Annotated in this window: 18 protein-coding genes; 15 read left to right on the top strand and 3 right to left on the bottom strand. The window is 38.9% G+C overall.

Annotated features, from left to right (window positions below; translation table 11 throughout):
* Positions 1–290: 290 nt before the first annotated feature.
* The 6 genes from F6J99_RS27935 to F6J99_RS27910 all read left to right on the top strand — a co-directional run bounded on the left by F6J99_RS27935 (position 291) and on the right by F6J99_RS27910 (position 4,661).
* On the top strand, positions 291–515 hold the full coding sequence (locus F6J99_RS27935; RefSeq protein ID WP_293117467.1) for a hypothetical protein: 225 nt from the start codon (positions 291–293) through the stop codon (positions 513–515).
* A 379-nt stretch (positions 516–894) separates the two neighbouring features.
* The gene (locus F6J99_RS27930; protein ID WP_293117465.1) at positions 895–1,338 is read left to right on the top strand and encodes a hypothetical protein; all 444 of its coding nucleotides are present in this window, start codon (positions 895–897) and stop codon (positions 1,336–1,338) included.
* Positions 1,339–1,416: 78 nt separating this feature from the next.
* Positions 1,417–2,586 carry a DegT/DnrJ/EryC1/StrS family aminotransferase gene (locus F6J99_RS27925; RefSeq protein WP_293117462.1) on the top strand — a complete coding sequence of 390 codons (1,170 nt, stop codon included), beginning with the start codon at positions 1,417–1,419 and terminating at the stop codon, positions 2,584–2,586.
* Positions 2,587–2,603: 17 nt separating this feature from the next.
* Positions 2,604–3,821, top strand: a complete 1,218-nt coding sequence (locus F6J99_RS27920) for an aminotransferase class I/II-fold pyridoxal phosphate-dependent enzyme (RefSeq protein ID WP_293117459.1) — start codon at positions 2,604–2,606, stop codon at positions 3,819–3,821.
* On the top strand, positions 3,809–4,393 hold the full coding sequence (locus F6J99_RS27915) for a hypothetical protein (RefSeq protein ID WP_293117456.1): 585 nt from the start codon (positions 3,809–3,811) through the stop codon (positions 4,391–4,393). Before F6J99_RS27920 ends, F6J99_RS27915 begins: the two co-directional genes overlap by 13 nt.
* Positions 4,386–4,661 carry a methyltransferase domain-containing protein gene (locus F6J99_RS27910; RefSeq protein ID WP_293117453.1) on the top strand — a complete coding sequence of 92 codons (276 nt, stop codon included), beginning with the start codon at positions 4,386–4,388 and terminating at the stop codon, positions 4,659–4,661. The genes F6J99_RS27915 and F6J99_RS27910 overlap by 8 nt, the downstream gene beginning before the upstream one ends.
* Before the next feature lie 286 nt (positions 4,662–4,947).
* On the opposite strand, the gene F6J99_RS27905 is transcribed toward F6J99_RS27910, so the two are convergent.
* A complete protein-coding gene (locus tag F6J99_RS27905; RefSeq protein ID WP_293117473.1) occupies positions 4,948–5,172 on the bottom strand; it encodes a hypothetical protein in 225 nt (74 codons plus the stop codon).
* Between F6J99_RS27905 and F6J99_RS27900 the strand changes: the two genes are divergently transcribed.
* Entirely contained in the window at positions 5,081–6,469 is a 1,389-nt protein-coding gene (locus F6J99_RS27900; RefSeq protein WP_293117470.1) for an MOP flippase family protein, read from the top strand. The two genes, F6J99_RS27905 and F6J99_RS27900, sit on opposite strands and share 92 nt — an antisense overlap.
* Positions 6,466–7,683: a glycosyltransferase gene (locus F6J99_RS27895; protein WP_293117450.1), complete on the top strand. Its 1,218-nt coding sequence runs from the start codon at positions 6,466–6,468 to the stop codon at positions 7,681–7,683. The genes F6J99_RS27900 and F6J99_RS27895 overlap by 4 nt, the downstream gene beginning before the upstream one ends.
* Here F6J99_RS27895 and F6J99_RS27890 read toward each other — a convergent pair.
* The gene (locus tag F6J99_RS27890; protein WP_293117447.1) at positions 7,680–7,802 is read right to left on the bottom strand and encodes a hypothetical protein; all 123 of its coding nucleotides are present in this window, start codon (positions 7,800–7,802) and stop codon (positions 7,680–7,682) included. The two genes, F6J99_RS27895 and F6J99_RS27890, sit on opposite strands and share 4 nt — an antisense overlap.
* A 19-nt stretch (positions 7,803–7,821) precedes the next feature.
* Between F6J99_RS27890 and F6J99_RS27885 the strand changes: the two genes are divergently transcribed.
* The 7 genes from F6J99_RS27885 to F6J99_RS27855 all read left to right on the top strand — a co-directional run bounded on the left by F6J99_RS27885 (position 7,822) and on the right by F6J99_RS27855 (position 16,091).
* Positions 7,822–9,132 (top strand): nucleotide sugar dehydrogenase, encoded by a 1,311-nt coding sequence (locus F6J99_RS27885; protein WP_293117445.1) that lies wholly within the window; start codon positions 7,822–7,824, stop codon positions 9,130–9,132.
* Between the two features lie 4 nt (positions 9,133–9,136).
* Positions 9,137–10,129 (top strand): glycosyltransferase family 2 protein, encoded by a 993-nt coding sequence (locus F6J99_RS27880; RefSeq protein WP_293117443.1) that lies wholly within the window; start codon positions 9,137–9,139, stop codon positions 10,127–10,129.
* A 57-nt stretch (positions 10,130–10,186) separates the two neighbouring features.
* Entirely contained in the window at positions 10,187–10,903 is a 717-nt protein-coding gene (locus tag F6J99_RS27875) for a class I SAM-dependent methyltransferase (protein ID WP_293117440.1), read from the top strand.
* Positions 10,904–12,040: a glycosyltransferase family 4 protein gene (locus tag F6J99_RS27870; protein ID WP_293117438.1), complete on the top strand. Its 1,137-nt coding sequence runs from the start codon at positions 10,904–10,906 to the stop codon at positions 12,038–12,040. It begins immediately after the preceding gene.
* 77 nt (positions 12,041–12,117) lie between these two features.
* Positions 12,118–13,212 carry a glycosyltransferase family 4 protein gene (locus tag F6J99_RS27865; protein WP_293117436.1) on the top strand — a complete coding sequence of 365 codons (1,095 nt, stop codon included), beginning with the start codon at positions 12,118–12,120 and terminating at the stop codon, positions 13,210–13,212.
* Positions 13,213–13,899: 687 nt separating this feature from the next.
* Positions 13,900–14,682: an O-antigen ligase family protein gene (locus tag F6J99_RS27860; protein ID WP_293117434.1), complete on the top strand. Its 783-nt coding sequence runs from the start codon at positions 13,900–13,902 to the stop codon at positions 14,680–14,682.
* A 227-nt stretch (positions 14,683–14,909) separates the two neighbouring features.
* Positions 14,910–16,091 (top strand): glycosyltransferase, encoded by a 1,182-nt coding sequence (locus F6J99_RS27855; protein WP_293117431.1) that lies wholly within the window; start codon positions 14,910–14,912, stop codon positions 16,089–16,091.
* On the opposite strand, the gene F6J99_RS27850 is transcribed toward F6J99_RS27855, so the two are convergent.
* Positions 16,055–16,252, bottom strand: a complete 198-nt coding sequence (locus tag F6J99_RS27850; RefSeq protein WP_293117428.1) for a hypothetical protein — start codon at positions 16,250–16,252, stop codon at positions 16,055–16,057. The genes F6J99_RS27855 and F6J99_RS27850 overlap by 37 nt on opposite strands.
* Positions 16,253–16,299 lie beyond the last annotated feature (47 nt).

Below are 16,299 nucleotides of genomic sequence, written 5' to 3'. Positions count from 1 at the left end.
TGGTAGTAGGGAGTAGGGAGTAGGGAGTAGGGAGTAGGGAGTAGGGGGAAGAGTTTCAGGGTAAGCTATCAGCTATCAGCGTGTCGCGTATCAGCTATCAGTTATCAGCTATAGCGCTACGCGCAAGGCAAGAGGCAAGAGGCAAGAGGCAAAAGTTGACTACAAAAGTTTTTTACCTTTTATCAATGTCCTAACCTTAATGGGTATTGCTATATCAGGGCATTGCTGAGGGGCGGAATGAATAGGAGTGGGGTGGGCATCCTGGCTGCCGGAAAAATGAAACAGGCAAGATGCCTATTCTACGGTGGCGACACTGGCAAGATGCCTATTCTACGGTGGCGACACTGGCAAGATGCCAGTTATACGGTTGGGAAACAGGCAAGATGCCAGTTATACGGTTGGGAAACAGGCAAGATGCCAGTTATACCGTTGGGAAACAGGCAAGATGCCAGTTATACCGTTGGGAAACAGGCAAGATGCCGGTTATACCGTTGCCTCCCGATTCTAAATTCTAATACCAAAAATCAAAAGTCATGACATAAATAAAGATGGCTAAACCCAATGTATATGGTTATTTTTTTATTGTAAGTATGATACTACTTTTGAAAACTGGTATAAACTCTAAATTCTAAATTCTTATAGCAATTATCTTTTCCATGAGGGACAAAGGGATCCCCCTAAATCCCCCTTAAAAAGGGGGACTTTGAGGTTGGAAATTGTACCTCATAAATGCCATAAACGCTATAATTCTTAATTCTTCATTCTAAATTCTAAATTCCCTGCTCCCTGCTCCCTGCTCCCTACTCCCTACTCCCTACTCCCTACTCCCTACTCCCTACTCCCTAATCCCTACACCCTACACCCTACACCCTACACCCTACCCCCTACTCCCTAATGCCACCATCAACACCTCAAACCAAACGATGTCAACGCAACCGGAAGCGTTCTAAACGACGAGCTATTTTATGTCCGATTCATGGTTGCTACCTTGATAGCGTTAGTCAAAAATATCGGTTGTTTGCTGACCGGCCAGGACAACTTCAGGCCCGTGGTGTTAAACAAAAATATGCCTTGATGCTGATAGCGAGTAAAACCACAGTAGCTATCGAAGGAGAATGGCTAGAGGCTTTTTGGTGTAGTGAGTGCCAGAAAACCAAGTGGTATCACGTGTGCAAGACAGGCGATCGCATGTATAAGGTATCGTTGGCTCCGGCTGAGTTATGGCAGCAGGTAACAGGGGTGATCGATCCGGATGGGAATTCTTCAGTGGGAGAGTTTACCCGTAGGCAGTCTAAACGGATTGGTTTTTATGGGGTTAAGGATTTTGGGGCGATTTAGTTTTGGCTTTCTAGTCCTTGTGGATGAGTTGAGGGTGAGCTTAAACATATCCAGGTTATTTGCAAAAAGACAGGTTATATGAAAACTCCAGTTAGATCTAAGGATAATTTCCTAGTTTTTGGTTCTCCAGCTATTGAGAATGCAGAGATTCAAGAAGTTGTAGCTAGTATGAAAAGTGGGTGGTTAGGAACAGGTCCTAAAGTTGCCCAATTTGAAAATGATTTCAAGACCTATAAAGGTGCTAAGTATGCAGTAGCTGTGAATTCTTGTACTGCGGCACTGCATTTGAGTATATTAGCAGCGGGATTGAAGCCAGGAGATGAGGTAATTACCACTCCGCTAACGTTTTGTGCCACTGTTAATGCCATTATTCATGCTGGGGCTACACCTGTGGTAGTGGATATTGATCCGCTAACAATGAATATTGATCCTAAGCAGGTTGAAGCAAACATTACCTCAAAGACCCGAGCAATTTTACCTGTTCATTTTGCTGGTCGTCCCTGCAATATGGATGCACTCTGTGAGATTGTGCAGCGATATAAATTAAAACTGATTGAAGACTGTGCCCACGCCATTGAGACGGAGTACAAAGGTCGCAAAGCAGGCACATTTGGTGATTTTGGCTGTTTTAGTTTTTATGTTACCAAAAACATCGTCACGGGTGAGGGAGGTCTGGTACTGACTGACCGTGAAGAAGACGCAGCTCGCATCAAGATACTAGGGCTACACGGCATGAGTAAAGATGCTTGGAAGCGTTTTGGTGATGAAGGTTATAAACACTATCAAGTGGTGGAATGCGGCTTCAAATACAACATGATGGACCTTCAGGGGGCGATTGGCATTCATCAGCTAGAGCGAGTTGAACTTTATTGGCAGCGTCGTCAGGAGATTTGGCAGAGATATAACCAGGCTTTTGCTAATTTACCTATTGGCTTACCAGCAGAACCGGAACCAGACACCCGCCATGGTTACCATTTGTACACGGTTATGGTGGATGAAGAAAAAACTGGAATTAGCCGTGATGGGTTTCTGAATGGAATGACTGCTGAAAATATTGGGGTGGGAGTACATTATTTAAGTGTTCCTGAACATCCTTACTATCAAAAGACCTTTGGCTGGAAACCAGAAGATTATCCCAATGCCATCGGTATTGGAAGGCAGACCGTGAGTTTGCCATTGTCGGCGAAGTTGAGTGATGAAGATGTTGAAGATGTGATTTTGGCAGTGAAGAAGATTTTGTGTCGATGATAACGATTAAGTATTTATTGAGTATCGGTAAAAATCAAGCAAGGAATCTGCATAAATTTTTAACAGGTCAGCCATTAACAAGTCCTTCTTTTGGGTCTATGACGTTGGATTGGGATGATGTAGAACTTGCAAAAAATTTGCTCTCAAATCCTTCCCTCTGGGAAGATGAAAAAGTTGTTTCCCAATATGAGACTGAGTTTGCAAGCTGGAATGGCTCTAAGTATGCTTTTGCTTTTATGGGTGGACGAGTAGCTCTTAGTGCATGTATTTATGGATTAAATTTACAACCAGGGGATGAGGTGATTTTACCTGCTTATACCTGTGTTGTAGTTCCTAATTCCTTTCATTTTGCTGGAATTAAAACAGTTTATTGCGACATTGAACTTGACACCTATGGACTTGATGTAAATAAAGTTGAAAGTCAGATCAATTCCAAAACACGTGCCATTTTATTACATCATCTTTACGGTTTAGTTTGCCGAGACTACCAGGCTATTCTTGATTTGGCAAAACGCTATGGTTTGAGAGTCATTGAAGACTGCACTCATGCAACAGGAGCAGAGTATAAAGGGCAAAAATTAGGTAATTTAGGAGACACAGCATTTTACAGTAGCGAACAATCCAAAGTTTTTAATACTATTCAAGGGGGTATTGCGACTACGAATGATCCGGAATTAGCGAAGCGGATAGAAGAATATTACAAGCAAGCAGCTTACCCAGATTTAGATTGGATTGATAAACAGTTACACAATATCATCTTAAACTTTTATCAGTTTAAACATCCACAACGATGGTGGTTAGGAGATATTTTTAATCTACTATATGGATATAAACGTCTAATCTCCACAACCTCTGAAGAAGAAAAAGGTATCTGTCCTAAACATTATGGTTGTAAAATGACAGCACCGATTGCTGCCATTGGTTTGAATCAACTAAAAAAGATTGATTATTACAACAATTGTAGAAGAGAAACTGCCAAGCACTGGGATATCTGGTGTGAAGAACATGGTTACAGAAAGCCAGTCGTAATTGAAGATTCAATTCCAGTTTATCTACGATATCCAGTTTTAGTGGAACCAGAAAAGAAACAAAATAGGTTTTGGGCATATAAGGAACTAGGTGTCAGTCTTGGTGTTTGGTTTGTCAGTAATATTCATCCTTCACAGAATGTTGAAGGATTTGTAAATGCAGACAAGGCAGTTAGTGGTTGTATAAATTTCCCATGTTTAATTTAATCAAAAAAATACTAAATATAAGTTTATTGTTAGATTTTATATGGGGCTTTTTTTTTGGGTTTATCAGGAGCAATCATTCTAGATTAGCTTCTTGTATAAGAAGTAAAATATATAAAACTGATTGTTTGATAGATACTGATGTGTTTATTACAAACAAGAATAACTTTAAAGCTGGTCATAAAAGCTGTCTTTATCATTCTTGTTATATTTTAAATACCAATGGCATTTTTAAAATTGGAAATAACTCTCATTTAGCTTCTTACTGCTATGTCAATGTTTGCTATGGAAATATTGTGATTGGTAACGATGTTGCTATCGGACCGGGAAGTAAAATTATTGCTTACTCAAATCACTATCATTTTGGTAAAAAAATAACTGAAGAAAGAATAACTAAAGATATAGTGATTAAAGATAATGTTTTTATTGGTGCAAATTGTACTATCCTTCCAGGAAGTATTATTAATGAAAATGTAGTAGTTGGAGCAGGGGCAGTGGTAAAAGGTGAACTTGAAGCAAACTCTATATATGTGGGTATACCTTCTCAAAAAATAAAAAGCAATTGGTATGAATAACCATAATTTTTTAATTCATAACATTAATCAAAAAATTGCCAAATCTTTACCATATAAAGGTGTAGTTATCGATCTAGGTTGTGGAACATCACCTTATAAAGACTATATACTTAATACGGCTGAAAAGTATATCGGTGTTGATTGGGAAAATAGCCTCCACAATCAAAGTAATGTAGATATTTTTGCCAATATTTGTGAAACGCTTCCTTTTGATAGCGATTACGCTGATACAGTTACATCTTTTCAAGTATTAGAGCATTTACCATAACCAAACTTTTTTTTGTCTGAATGTTACAGAATTCTCAAATCTGGAGGAATAATTTTTATAACTGTGCCATTTATGTGGCACGTCCATGAAGAACCACATGACTACTTTCGTTACACAAAATATGGATTGGAATATTTACTTAATAAGAGTGGGTTTGTCGATATATAAATAAAAGATAATACAGGATTTTGGCAAATGCTTATTCTTAAAATCAATTACCATACAGTGCGCTTTGCTCCTAGTTTTATAAAATATTTTTGGATTCCAATTTGGTGGATAGGACAAATTATTTCACCAATTTTGGATAGATACGATAAACACCCTCAGGAAACAGCAAGTTATACTGTTTTAGGTAAGAAGCCATAATGTCTTTAAAAAAGCAAGCAAAATCTGGTATTAAATGGTCTACAGTTTCACAAATTGGGCGACAAGTGATGCAGTTCGCCACTACAGCTATTCTTGGTCGCTTGCTCTCCCCTGATGATTTTGGCTTGCTGGGTATGGCAACCATTGTGATTGGATTTGTAGGACTTTTTAAGGACTTAGGTACATCAGCAGCAGTAATCCAAAAAAAGCATCTTTCTGAATCTCTTGTCCATAGCATTTTTTGGATTAATGTAGGCTTCGGTCTCCTGGGAACAATTATTATTTTTGTAATTTCCCCCTTAGTCGCTAAGTTTTATGAGGAACCAAGAATTGCTCCAGTGCTAATGGTTCTTTCCTGTGCATTTTTTATTTCCAGTATCAGCATTTTACAAAACGCCATTTTACAAAAAAAGTTAGCATTCAATAAATTAGCAAATATAGAAATTTTTGCAGTTTTTAATGGTTCTGCGATTGGTATTGTTTCAGCATTCCTAGGCTTTGGAGTATGGAGCTTAGTTTATCAATCATTAACAGTAACAACAGTAACAACTGTTTTACTTTGGATAACAACTGCTTGGAAACCAAAGTTAGTTTTTTCCTGGAACGAGGTGAGACAGGTTGGCCGTTATAGTTTGAACTTAACTGGGTTTAATATATTTAACTACTTTGCGAGAAATGCAGACTATATTTTAATCGGAAAATTTTTAGGCTCTGAGTCATTAGGATATTACACCTTGGCCTATCGCCTTATGCTTTACCCCTTGCAGAATATTTCTGGAGTACTTGGGAAGGTAATGTTTCCGGCTTTTGCTCAGGTGCAAAACGACAATGCCAGATTTAGCCGCGCTTATCTTAAGGTTGTTGCCACGATTGCCGTAGTTACTTTTCCGCTCATGATTTGTCTGTGGGCTATTTCTGAACCATTTATCCTGACATTGTTTGGTGCTCAATGGCAGCCTGTAATTGTGTTACTGATGATTCTCGCTCCTATAGGAATGACTCAATCTATAGTAACAACAGTCGGTACAATCTATACTTCCAAAGGTCGTACAGATTGGATGCTTCGGTGGGGTGTTGGTTCGGGAACATTCGTTACCCTTGCAATTATAATTGGTTTGCAATGGGGCATAGTTGGGGTGGCTACGGCCTATGCAACTGCTTCTTTTCTCCTCACCTATCCAAATTTTGCCATTCCTTTTCGCCTCATAGATTTACGAGTCAATGACTTGATAGCAGTGCTTTGGCGACCCTTTTTGGCAAGCTTATTAATGCTTGGGGTGCTAATGAGTTTAAAGATATTGATTTTGCCCACAAGTCTAGCCAGTGCTTGGGTATTAGGGATACTGGTGCCTACAGGATTGATTACTTACTTGTTGGCTAGTTGGTTTATCAACCGAGAGCAGATGCAGGAATTATTGGCTACATTAGGAGTCAAGAGATGATAAATCAGGCATTAAATCAGAAAAATATAACTGTGCTTCACAGTAATGATAACTGGCTCCCTTTAACAGAAAACTGGCTGTATAACCAGATTCGCCATTTGCCAGAAGAAATTGAAAATCATATTATCTGCAAAACTACAAGTAATTTGGAGCAATTTGATTTACCTAATATCCATTGTTTATCAGAATTACTGCCAAGGTTTAATAATCTAGATAAAAAAATAATTAAACTGAAAGGGTGGAGCTACTTATATCAATTATTTTTCTCGCAATTTTTGGTTAAAATAGCCGCAAAACAGAATGCCGATATATTACACTCCCACTTCGGTAATACTGCTTGGTTGAATATTAGGGCTGCAAAACAAGGAAATTTAAAGCATATCGCTACATTCTACGGTTACGATGTTAACTTTATGCCTAAGCAATATCCAAAGTGGCTTCAGCGCTATCAAACCTTGTTTAAGCATATAGACTGTATTCTTTGTGAAGGATCCCACATGGCTCAGTGCATTGCTGACTTAGGTTGTCCAGAACATAAGATTAAAGTTCATCATTTAGGTATTGCGATTGAAAAGATTCCCTTTAAGCCTCGGTCATGGAATCCTTCTGAACCTTTGCATGTACTTATAGCTGCTTCCTTTCGAGAGAAAAAGGGCATTCCCTATGCCATAGAAGCTTTGGGGCAATTGCAGCATGAACTTCCTCTGGAAGTAACTATTATTGGTGATGCTACTCCCGATCATAGAAGTCAGGCAGAAAAACAAACAATTCTCACAGTTATCGAAAAATACAACCTTCAGTCAAAGGTTCGTATGTTAGGTTATCAACCCCATGCAGTCCTATTAGAAGAAGCTTACAAGCATCATGTCTTTATCTCACCTAGTGTCACATCAAATGATGGTGATACAGAAGGTGGCGCACCTGTAGCAATTATTGAAATGATTGCTACGGGAATGCCAGTTGTAAGTACCAAGCACTGTGATATCCCAGAAGTAACCAAGAACAGTGTGCGAAGTTTGTTAGCACTAGAACGGGATGTGGATGGATTGGTTAGTCATCTTAAGTGGTTGATTAATCATCCCGACCAATGGAGCAAAATGCTTGAGGCTGGGCGTGGATATGTGGAACAAGAATATGACGCTCGCCAACAGGGTGTAAGACTAGCAAATATTTACCAGTCAATTAGCAGTTACAGCGGTTTGCAATTCAGTTAAGTACAAAATTCTCGGTTTTTAGGGAGCAGGGAGCAGGGAGCAGGGAGCAGGGAAGAGGTAAGAGGAAAAACAATCCTGTGTACCTGATAGTTATGCAAATCGTCGTAACTAGTTACCAATAAAAACACTTCATCAATTATGTTAAATACCAAACTACTCGAAACTATTCAATCCAAACAAGCAATTATTGGCATTGTGGGTTTAGGCTATGTCGGCTTACCCTTAATGCTGCGCTTCGTAGAGTCTGGATTTAATGTCCTCGGCTTTGATATTGACACGAAAAAAATTGAGCAACTCAATAATGGTCAGAGCTATATCAAGCACATCGGTACTGATAGAGTAGCCTCTGCACATCAGACGGGTCGCTTATTGGCTACGGATGATTTTACTCGTGTCAGAGAAGCTGATGCACTAATTCTGTGTGTTCCTACTCCTCTGGGAACTCATCACGAACCAGACCTTTCCTTTGTGATTAATACAATTAATTCCCTAACTCCTCATTTACGCAGGGGACAACTTCTGAGTTTGGAAAGTACCACCTATCCAGGGACAACGGAAGAAGAAATTAGACCAAGGCTAGAAAGTAAGGGATTAACAATTGGTGAGGATATTTTCTTAGTTTATTCTCCAGAGCGAGAAGACCCTGGTAACAAGAATTTTACCACTCATAATATTCCAAAAATTGTGGGTGGCTCAACATCTTCCTGTTTGGAATTAGGCGTAACTCTATACAGTCAAGTGGTAGAGAAAGTTGTTCCCGTCAGTTCTACTCAAGCAGCGGAAATGACGAAGCTTCTAGAAAATATCTATCGTGCTGTCAATATTGGTTTGGTAAACGAGTTGAAAACCGTAACTGACCGCATGGGGATTAATATCTGGGAAGTAATTGATGCTGCGGCCACAAAACCTTTTGGCTTCACACCTTTTTATCCCGGTCCCGGTCTTGGCGGTCACTGCATTCCCATCGACCCGTTTTACCTAACTTGGAAAGCTCGTGAATATGGTGTTCACACTCGCTTTATTGAGCTTGCAGGTGAGGTAAATACAGCAATGCCAGAATGGGTAGTTAACAAAGTGATGGATGCTCTTAATGAGCGAGGTAAGGCTGTTAAAGGTTCTAAAATCCTAATTCTCGGGATTGCTTATAAAAAGAACGTTGACGATTCACGAGAGTCTCCCGCTGTGGAATTAATGGAACTTCTGCAAGCAAAAGGAGCAATTATTTCCTATTCTGACCCTCATGTACCTGTTTTTCCTAAAAAACGGCGATACCATTTTGAACTTGAATCAGTTGAAATCAAGGCTGATATTTTATCACAAATGGATTGCGTTATTTTAGCAACGGAGCATGACGCATTTAATTATGAGCTAATTTTAGAAAATAGCGATTTAGTAGTTGACACACGCGGTTTTTATCGTGAAGACCATGAAAATCTTGTAAAAGCGTAGCCTAATGATCTCTATTGTTATAGCTAACTACAACAAAGCACCGTTTATCACACAGACTATCAAATCAGTAATAAATCAAAGCTGTGCTGATTGGGAAGTGATTTTTGTCGATGATGGCTCTACTGATAACTCACTACAAATCTCCTCAGAGCTAGCGAGTCAAGATCGGCGAATTTGTATAGAGCATACTAAAAAAGAGAAAAGAGGAGCTAATGCAGCTCGCAACATCGGGTGGAAAGCCTCAAAATTTGACTATATATTGTTTTTGGATTCGGATGATGTTTTAGCACCTCATTGTATTGAAAACCGCCTAAATCATATTCAAAGAAACAAACTAGACTTTAATGTTTTTACCGGAGGGACTTTCTTATATAAAGTTGGAGATAAGAAAGATGTATGGCGACCAAAAAATTCTAAATATCATCTTGAATCTTTTCTCAGACACGATTTGCCTTGGAACTTAACTTCTGTTCTTTGGTCAAAAGATAGTCTTCATAAAATTAATGGTTTTGATGAAGACTTGCCTCGTCTTCAAGATGTGGATTTGCATACACGGGCTTTATTATTTGGCCTAAAATATTTTGTTATTGAGGATGAATGCCCTGACTTTTTTTACCGTATTTCACTAGAAAAAAATAATTTTAATGCTTATGATTTAGGCAAAAAATATGTAACAGGAACTACTATTTTTCAGCAGTCTGTATATCGTTTAATTCAATCTTCAAACTACGAAGAAAATTTAAAAAGACGATATATCCGTTGCTTGCGAGGTACTACATTATCAATCATGTATCGTTTTGCAATTGAAGCATCAAAAGGTTTTATGAATGATACTCATAAATATGAGTTGCAAGAAGCACTTCAAAATTCCTTTATTAGTTCGTTGATTTTTGATGGTAGTTCAAAAACTTTGCTAGAAACATACAAATTTATCCTTAATGCTGGTTTTTGGAAAATCCGAGGCTTTACAAAATTAACTAAGTTTTTGATTTGTTGATATTTATTAACTTATAAGTAAATTTTGATTAATTTATAATTTCTCAGGTGAATATATATGGGTAAAGGAGTTCGGGGTCTTTCACTAAAAGATCAATTACCTGATTGTGAAATATTTATCAATCAAAAAATTTATAACTTGATTGATTTAGTAAAAAATAAAAAAGTAGTTGACATTGGTTGTGGTTTCGGAGCAAACAAGAAAATTGTTGAAGATGCTGGTGGAACATGGGTAGGTGTAGAACCTTTTGAGGGTGGGGCACATACAGTTGTAGGTGATGTAGAAAACTTACCATTTGAAGATGAATCATTTGACATAGCTGTGATGGATGCAGTACTTGAGCATGTTCCCAATGTATCAAAGGCATTTGAGGAAGTTTCTAGAGTTTTAAAGCCTAATGGGCTATTTGTGGGATATGTGGCATTCATGGAATGTTTTCATGAAATATCATATTCACATTTATCTTTTAAGGCACTAGAACATTTCTCTAAAATTAATGGAATGAAATTGGATAAAATTAGTGGCGGAGGTAGGTTCGGGATCGACTATCATCTTGCCGTCCTATTTTATCCTGTCAACATTAAGTTTTTACGTGGTTTAATCGCAATAACAATAAGAACACTAATTGCATTAAAATCAATTTTTGCTTATTTTGGATTACGACTAGTTCGTAAAACATCTCATAATGAAGCAATTATAATGTCTGTCAATTACTATAAACTTCAATGTTTAAGACAATCTAATGGTTTTGATTTTGTCATTAAAAAAATATAAATGAAAATCGCTCTCCTTACTAATGGCATCTACCCCTATGTAATTGGGGGAATGCAAAAGCATTCTTACTATTTAGCTAAATATCTGGCAAAAAATAGCATATATGTTACTGTATATCATTATCTAAGTAATACTGAACATACAGGTCTTCAAAAGTTATTTAGCGACGAAGAGTATCAATATATTCAACTCATAACAGTTGATTTTCCTAAATTAAAAAAAATTCCTGGGCATTATTTGATAGCTTGTTATCTTTATTCAAAGAATATTTTCAATGCTATCGATAATATCAATAGTTTTGATTTTATTTACATTCAGGGATTTAGTGGATGGAAGTTACTTCAAGCTCATAAAAATGGCTTAAACACTCCACCTATTGGAGTTAATTTTCACGGATTAGAGATGTTTCAAAAATCATTAACACTCCGAGAAAAGTTTGAGCGATTTATGTTTCGCCCATTTGTTATTAATAATTTAAATAGTGCTGATATATGCTTATCATTAGGTGGGAACTTATCTAATATTATTTATTCCATCGGTATAAATTCAAATAAAATCAATCAAATAGCTAATGGCATTGAAAATACTTGGATATCTCCAATTGTTAAGCCAATATATAGACCAATAAAATTTTTATTTGTTGGTCGTTACGAGCGCCGAAAAGGTATAGAAGAACTCTATATTGTTATTAATAAATTACTTCCAGAATTTGAATTTGAATTTAATTTCGTAGGATCAATACCAGAATACTTACAAATAAAGTCTCCTCGCGTAACATATTGGGGCTTAATTAAAGATGTCGAAAAGCTTCAATCAATTTTTCAACAATGTGATGTACTTGTCTGTCCGAGCCATTCGGAAGGTATGCCCACTGTTATTCTGGAAGCAATGGCTTCTGGACTCGCTGTAATTGCTACAGATGTTGGTGCTGTAAGTGAGATGGTTTCCGAACAAAATGGTTGGTTGATTAGTCCAGGTAGTACCCATCAGCTTCGTGAGGCTTTAATTAATGCTATTCATGCTTCTGATGAAGAGCTAACAAACAAAAAAATAAAAAGCCAATCTATAGTTAGAGAGCATTTTACTTGGGATAAAGTGATTAAAAAGACTATAGCGACAATAGAAAGTGTGATCTAGTTAAAATATATTTATAATTTAAAAATTACTATTCCAAGGGCTAAAGTTACACTTTTAAAATTTAATATTTAATTTTGATGAAACTTGCCATTCTCCAAACTAGACTCTCGCCCTATTTTGTCGCTTGCCTGCGTGAATTCAAACAGCAAACTGGTGCAGAGCTATTGATATATGCCTGGCCTAACCAGCCTAATGCACCTTTTGATTCAAGGGCATTTGCCGACTTGGGCAAGGTATTCAACCGATATGAGTACAGCAACAAAGCTATCTTAAATCAGTTATTAGCGTTTTCTCCATCTGCCGTATTAACCAGCGGCTGGAAAGACAAAGGCTATGTTGGTATTTGTCGGCGCTTAAAATCTCAAGGCATTCCGATCATTGCAGGTTGTGATACTCAATGGAAGGGTTCATGGCGTCAGCACATTGCTTCGTGCATTGCCCCCTTTCATGTACAAAAATTCATAGATATACTTTGGGTCACCGGAGAGCGTCAGCGTTATCTGGCTCAAGGGTTAGGGTTTGATGGCGATCGCTGTTGGGACGGCTACTATGCCTGTGATTGGAATGCCTTTGCTACTCAACCAAAATGTACAACATCTCAACAGCACCCCTATTTCTTGTATGTTGGGCGCTATGTACCAGAAAAAGGACTCGATACCCTCGCTGCCGCATATCAAGCCTATTGCGAACAAGTACAAGAACCCTGGTTACTAGTCTGTGCGGGTTCAGGACCATTAGGTGATAGGCTGATTAGCGCTGGTGCAAAGGATAAAGGGTTTGTGCAACCCAAGGATCTTCCAGCCCTGATGCAAGGTGCGTCGGCCTTTGTGTTGCCTAGTCGTTCTGAACCCTGGGGCGTTGTTGTCCAAGAAGCTGCCGCCAGTGGTTTACCCCTGATTCTCTCTGATGCCTGTGGTGCAGGCGTGCATCTTTTACGCTCGTACCATAATGGTTTTAGGTTTCCACATGGCTCCATCATGGGACTAACTCAGGCACTCAAAGCAATGCATTTACTCAAACCTGAGCAACGCTTAGCATACGGCCAAGCTAGTTATGAACTTTCCAAGCAATATACACCACAACGCTGGACAAAGACCTTATTAGAGGGCTTGCAGCAGCTAAGTAGTCGGACAAAAGTAAAATTAACTGTTGAAATAGGGAGCAGGGAGTAGGGAGCAGGGAGCAGAGAGACTTTTAGCAACTTTACATACAGCGGTTTGCAATTCAATTAGGTACAAATTTTTGGGTGTTTAGGGAGCAGGGACTGAGGCCGTAGGCCACGCGGGGCGCGTTCGGAGCAGGGAGAAGTGAAAAGCAACCTGCTCCGAAGTCCCTGCTCCGAAGTCCCTGCTCCCTGCTCCGAAGTCCCTGCTCCCTGCTCCGAAGTCCCTGCTCCGAAGTCCCTGCTCCCTAACAACCCATAACTTTCTAACTGAATTGAAAACCGCTGTATGGTTAGGTTCTTTTTAAAGCATTTTCCGATTTTTTACATGTTGCCATTCTTGCTGGCAACAACACAATTTGGGCAGATAGCTACAATTGGCAAACTTCTACGATGGGCTATTTTAATTATTGGTTGTGGGCTTGCCGCTAAATCTGGATTTAGAAGAGCTGGACATAAATACAAAATTTTGACCTGGGCGGATCGAGTTATTATTGCTTTTCTCTTACTCTTTTTAATTTCTGAAACTTGGACAATTCAGCCTTGGTTAACAGCTCAAAAATCGATCAGTATAATTTTATTGTATGGATGCTCGTTTTGGGTTCTATGGGACTATGCCGATCATTTTTCAGAACAACTGCTGATTCATAAACTGTTGCAGGCTTTAGGAATTATTTTTACTATAAATCTATTATCAATGTTTTTGCTACCAAATGTATGGTTAGCTGGTCGGTTTCGGGGTTTTTTTCACAATCCAAATAATATTGGTCTGATCTTGGGTCTAGCGATCCCCTTGGCTGCCGCCCAGTGGCTACGTACTCGTGAAAGACTATTTGTGGCGATAGTGATTATATTTTCCCTTAATCTTGTCGCCTGTGGTAGCCGCAGTCCCATGCTAGGGATAGCTGTTGCCATGGTAGCAATTCTGATATCCCTGCTGGCTAAACGGCCTAACCAGGCCATCGCAATTTCTTTACTTGCTATGTCTGGTTTAGCATTTTTTATTCAAACCGACTTTTTTACCGAAAATATTGTACGAGAAAGTACCTTAACAACAGCATCCAACCGCACCTATTTTTGGGATCTAGCCAAGACCTATATCGCTCACCGCCCTGACTTTGGCCACGGCTTTGGTACAGAGACCCTGATCCATGAACATTATGGCATCGTCTTGACTGATCTCCAGTTACGTGGTCATGGAGTCATGAGCAGTTATTATGGCCTTGCAGTTCAAATTGGCTGGCCTTTCACCTATTGTTTTTTTGGTTTATTGTGGGCATTTGTAGTGTATTGCTGTGTCAAATATTGGCGCAATTATGAACTAGTAACTCTAGTCGCATCTCTAGCCAGTGGTTTAATTATTTGTATTTTTGAACCCGCGATCTATTCAGCCGGAAATATCTTCTCTTTCTTATTTTGGATGATTCTAATGTTGGCGGTTAGACGTAAATGCTATCAAAAATGGAGATTATCGCCCTAGATTTGAGGCTCTTCCGTACTTGTTATGCTAAATTAACACTTTGACGAAGGGAGCAGGGAGCAGGGAGCAGGGAGCAGTGGAAAGAAGCAGTATGCGCGAAATTATTGTTAATTAAATAAGTAGGTGGGCTTAATTAAACGTTAAAAACTTTATCGTTTTTATTATCTACATTTCCAGATATTGTCCACTGTTGAATTGGCAATTTAGCCAGGTATCGTTCTAAAAATATGAAAATTATTCATGTAATTCCCTCCATCGGACCAGTGCGGGGTGGTCCGAGTCATGCAGCTTTGGGGATGGTTAAAGCACTGCGTGAATCAGGCATTGATACTGAAATTGCCACCACCAATGATAATGGTTTTGATTTACTTGATGTAACTCTTTATGAACGAACTGAATATCAAGGGGTTCCAGTTTGGTTTTTACCGCGTTTTTCGCCGCCATTAAAAGAGTTCATTTTTTCTGCCGCCTTAACTCGCTGGCTATGGCAACATATCCGAGATTACGATATTATTCATACCCATTATTTATTTTCTTATCCCTCCACTTGTGCCGGTTTAATTGCCCGTCGTCAGGGAATTCCTTATATAGTAAGAACAATTGGTCAACTCACCCCTTGGGCTTTAGCTCAAAGTCGTCTGAAAAAACAACTATACACATCACTAATTGAACGACACAATCTGAATCGGGCAGCAGCGATTCATTGCACTTCTGCTGGTGAAGCAGAAGATGTTGGTAACTTTCGTATTCAGACTCCTACTATAACTTTACCGTTAGGAGTAAACCAACCTGTTAATTTGCCTGAAGCAAAGCAAAAACTACGCCACATCTATAATATACCAGCACAAAGCCCGATCATACTTTTTTTATCTCGCCTCCACTATAAAAAGCGTCCCGATTTACTGATACAAGCCCTTAATAAACTGGCAACTCAAAACTTAGACTTTCATCTGATATTTGCCGGTTCAGGTGAGTCAGATTATGAAAACCAACTGAAAAATTTAGTAGCATCCAGTGGCCTGACCTCTCGTACCACCTTTACTGGTTTTATCACTGGAATAGATAAGGAACTTGTTTTACAAGGCTCAAACATGTTTGTGCTACCAACGTTTTCAGAAAACTTTGGCATCGCAATAGTAGAGGCAATGGCAGCAGGATTACCAGTAATTATTACTCCAGGAGTGCAAATTGCCCCAGAAATAGCCCAAGCCAAAGCTGGATTGGTAGTAGAGGGAGAAGTAGATGCTCTAAGTAATGCAATTGCACAATTACTTGCTTCTCCAGACTTACGCAATCAATTAGGAGAGAATGGAAAACAATTAGTAAGTTCTCGGTATTCTTGGAGTGCGATCGCGCAAAACCTTGCTTCTGTTTACGCCACAATTATAGAAGGGAAAAAGTTACCATAATATAGTAAAGGGAACAGGGAACAGGGAGTAGGGAGTAGGGAGTAGGGAGTAGGGAGCAGGGAAGAGGGAATTGGGGGTGTAAGAAGCGTAGAAAAATGAGGAGATGGGGAGTCAGATAGTTGAGAACTGCTATAGTGGTAAACAATTCGTGATTTTAGCACCTGTTACCTTTACCAGACCGTAGCGAAACCACTACATCTTTATCACA

The organism is Moorena sp. SIO4G3 (genome assembly GCF_010692305.1).
Lineage (GTDB): Bacteria > Cyanobacteriota > Cyanobacteriia > Cyanobacteriales > Coleofasciculaceae > Moorena > Moorena producens_A.
This window is presented reverse-complemented; position numbering and strand designations above follow the sequence as displayed.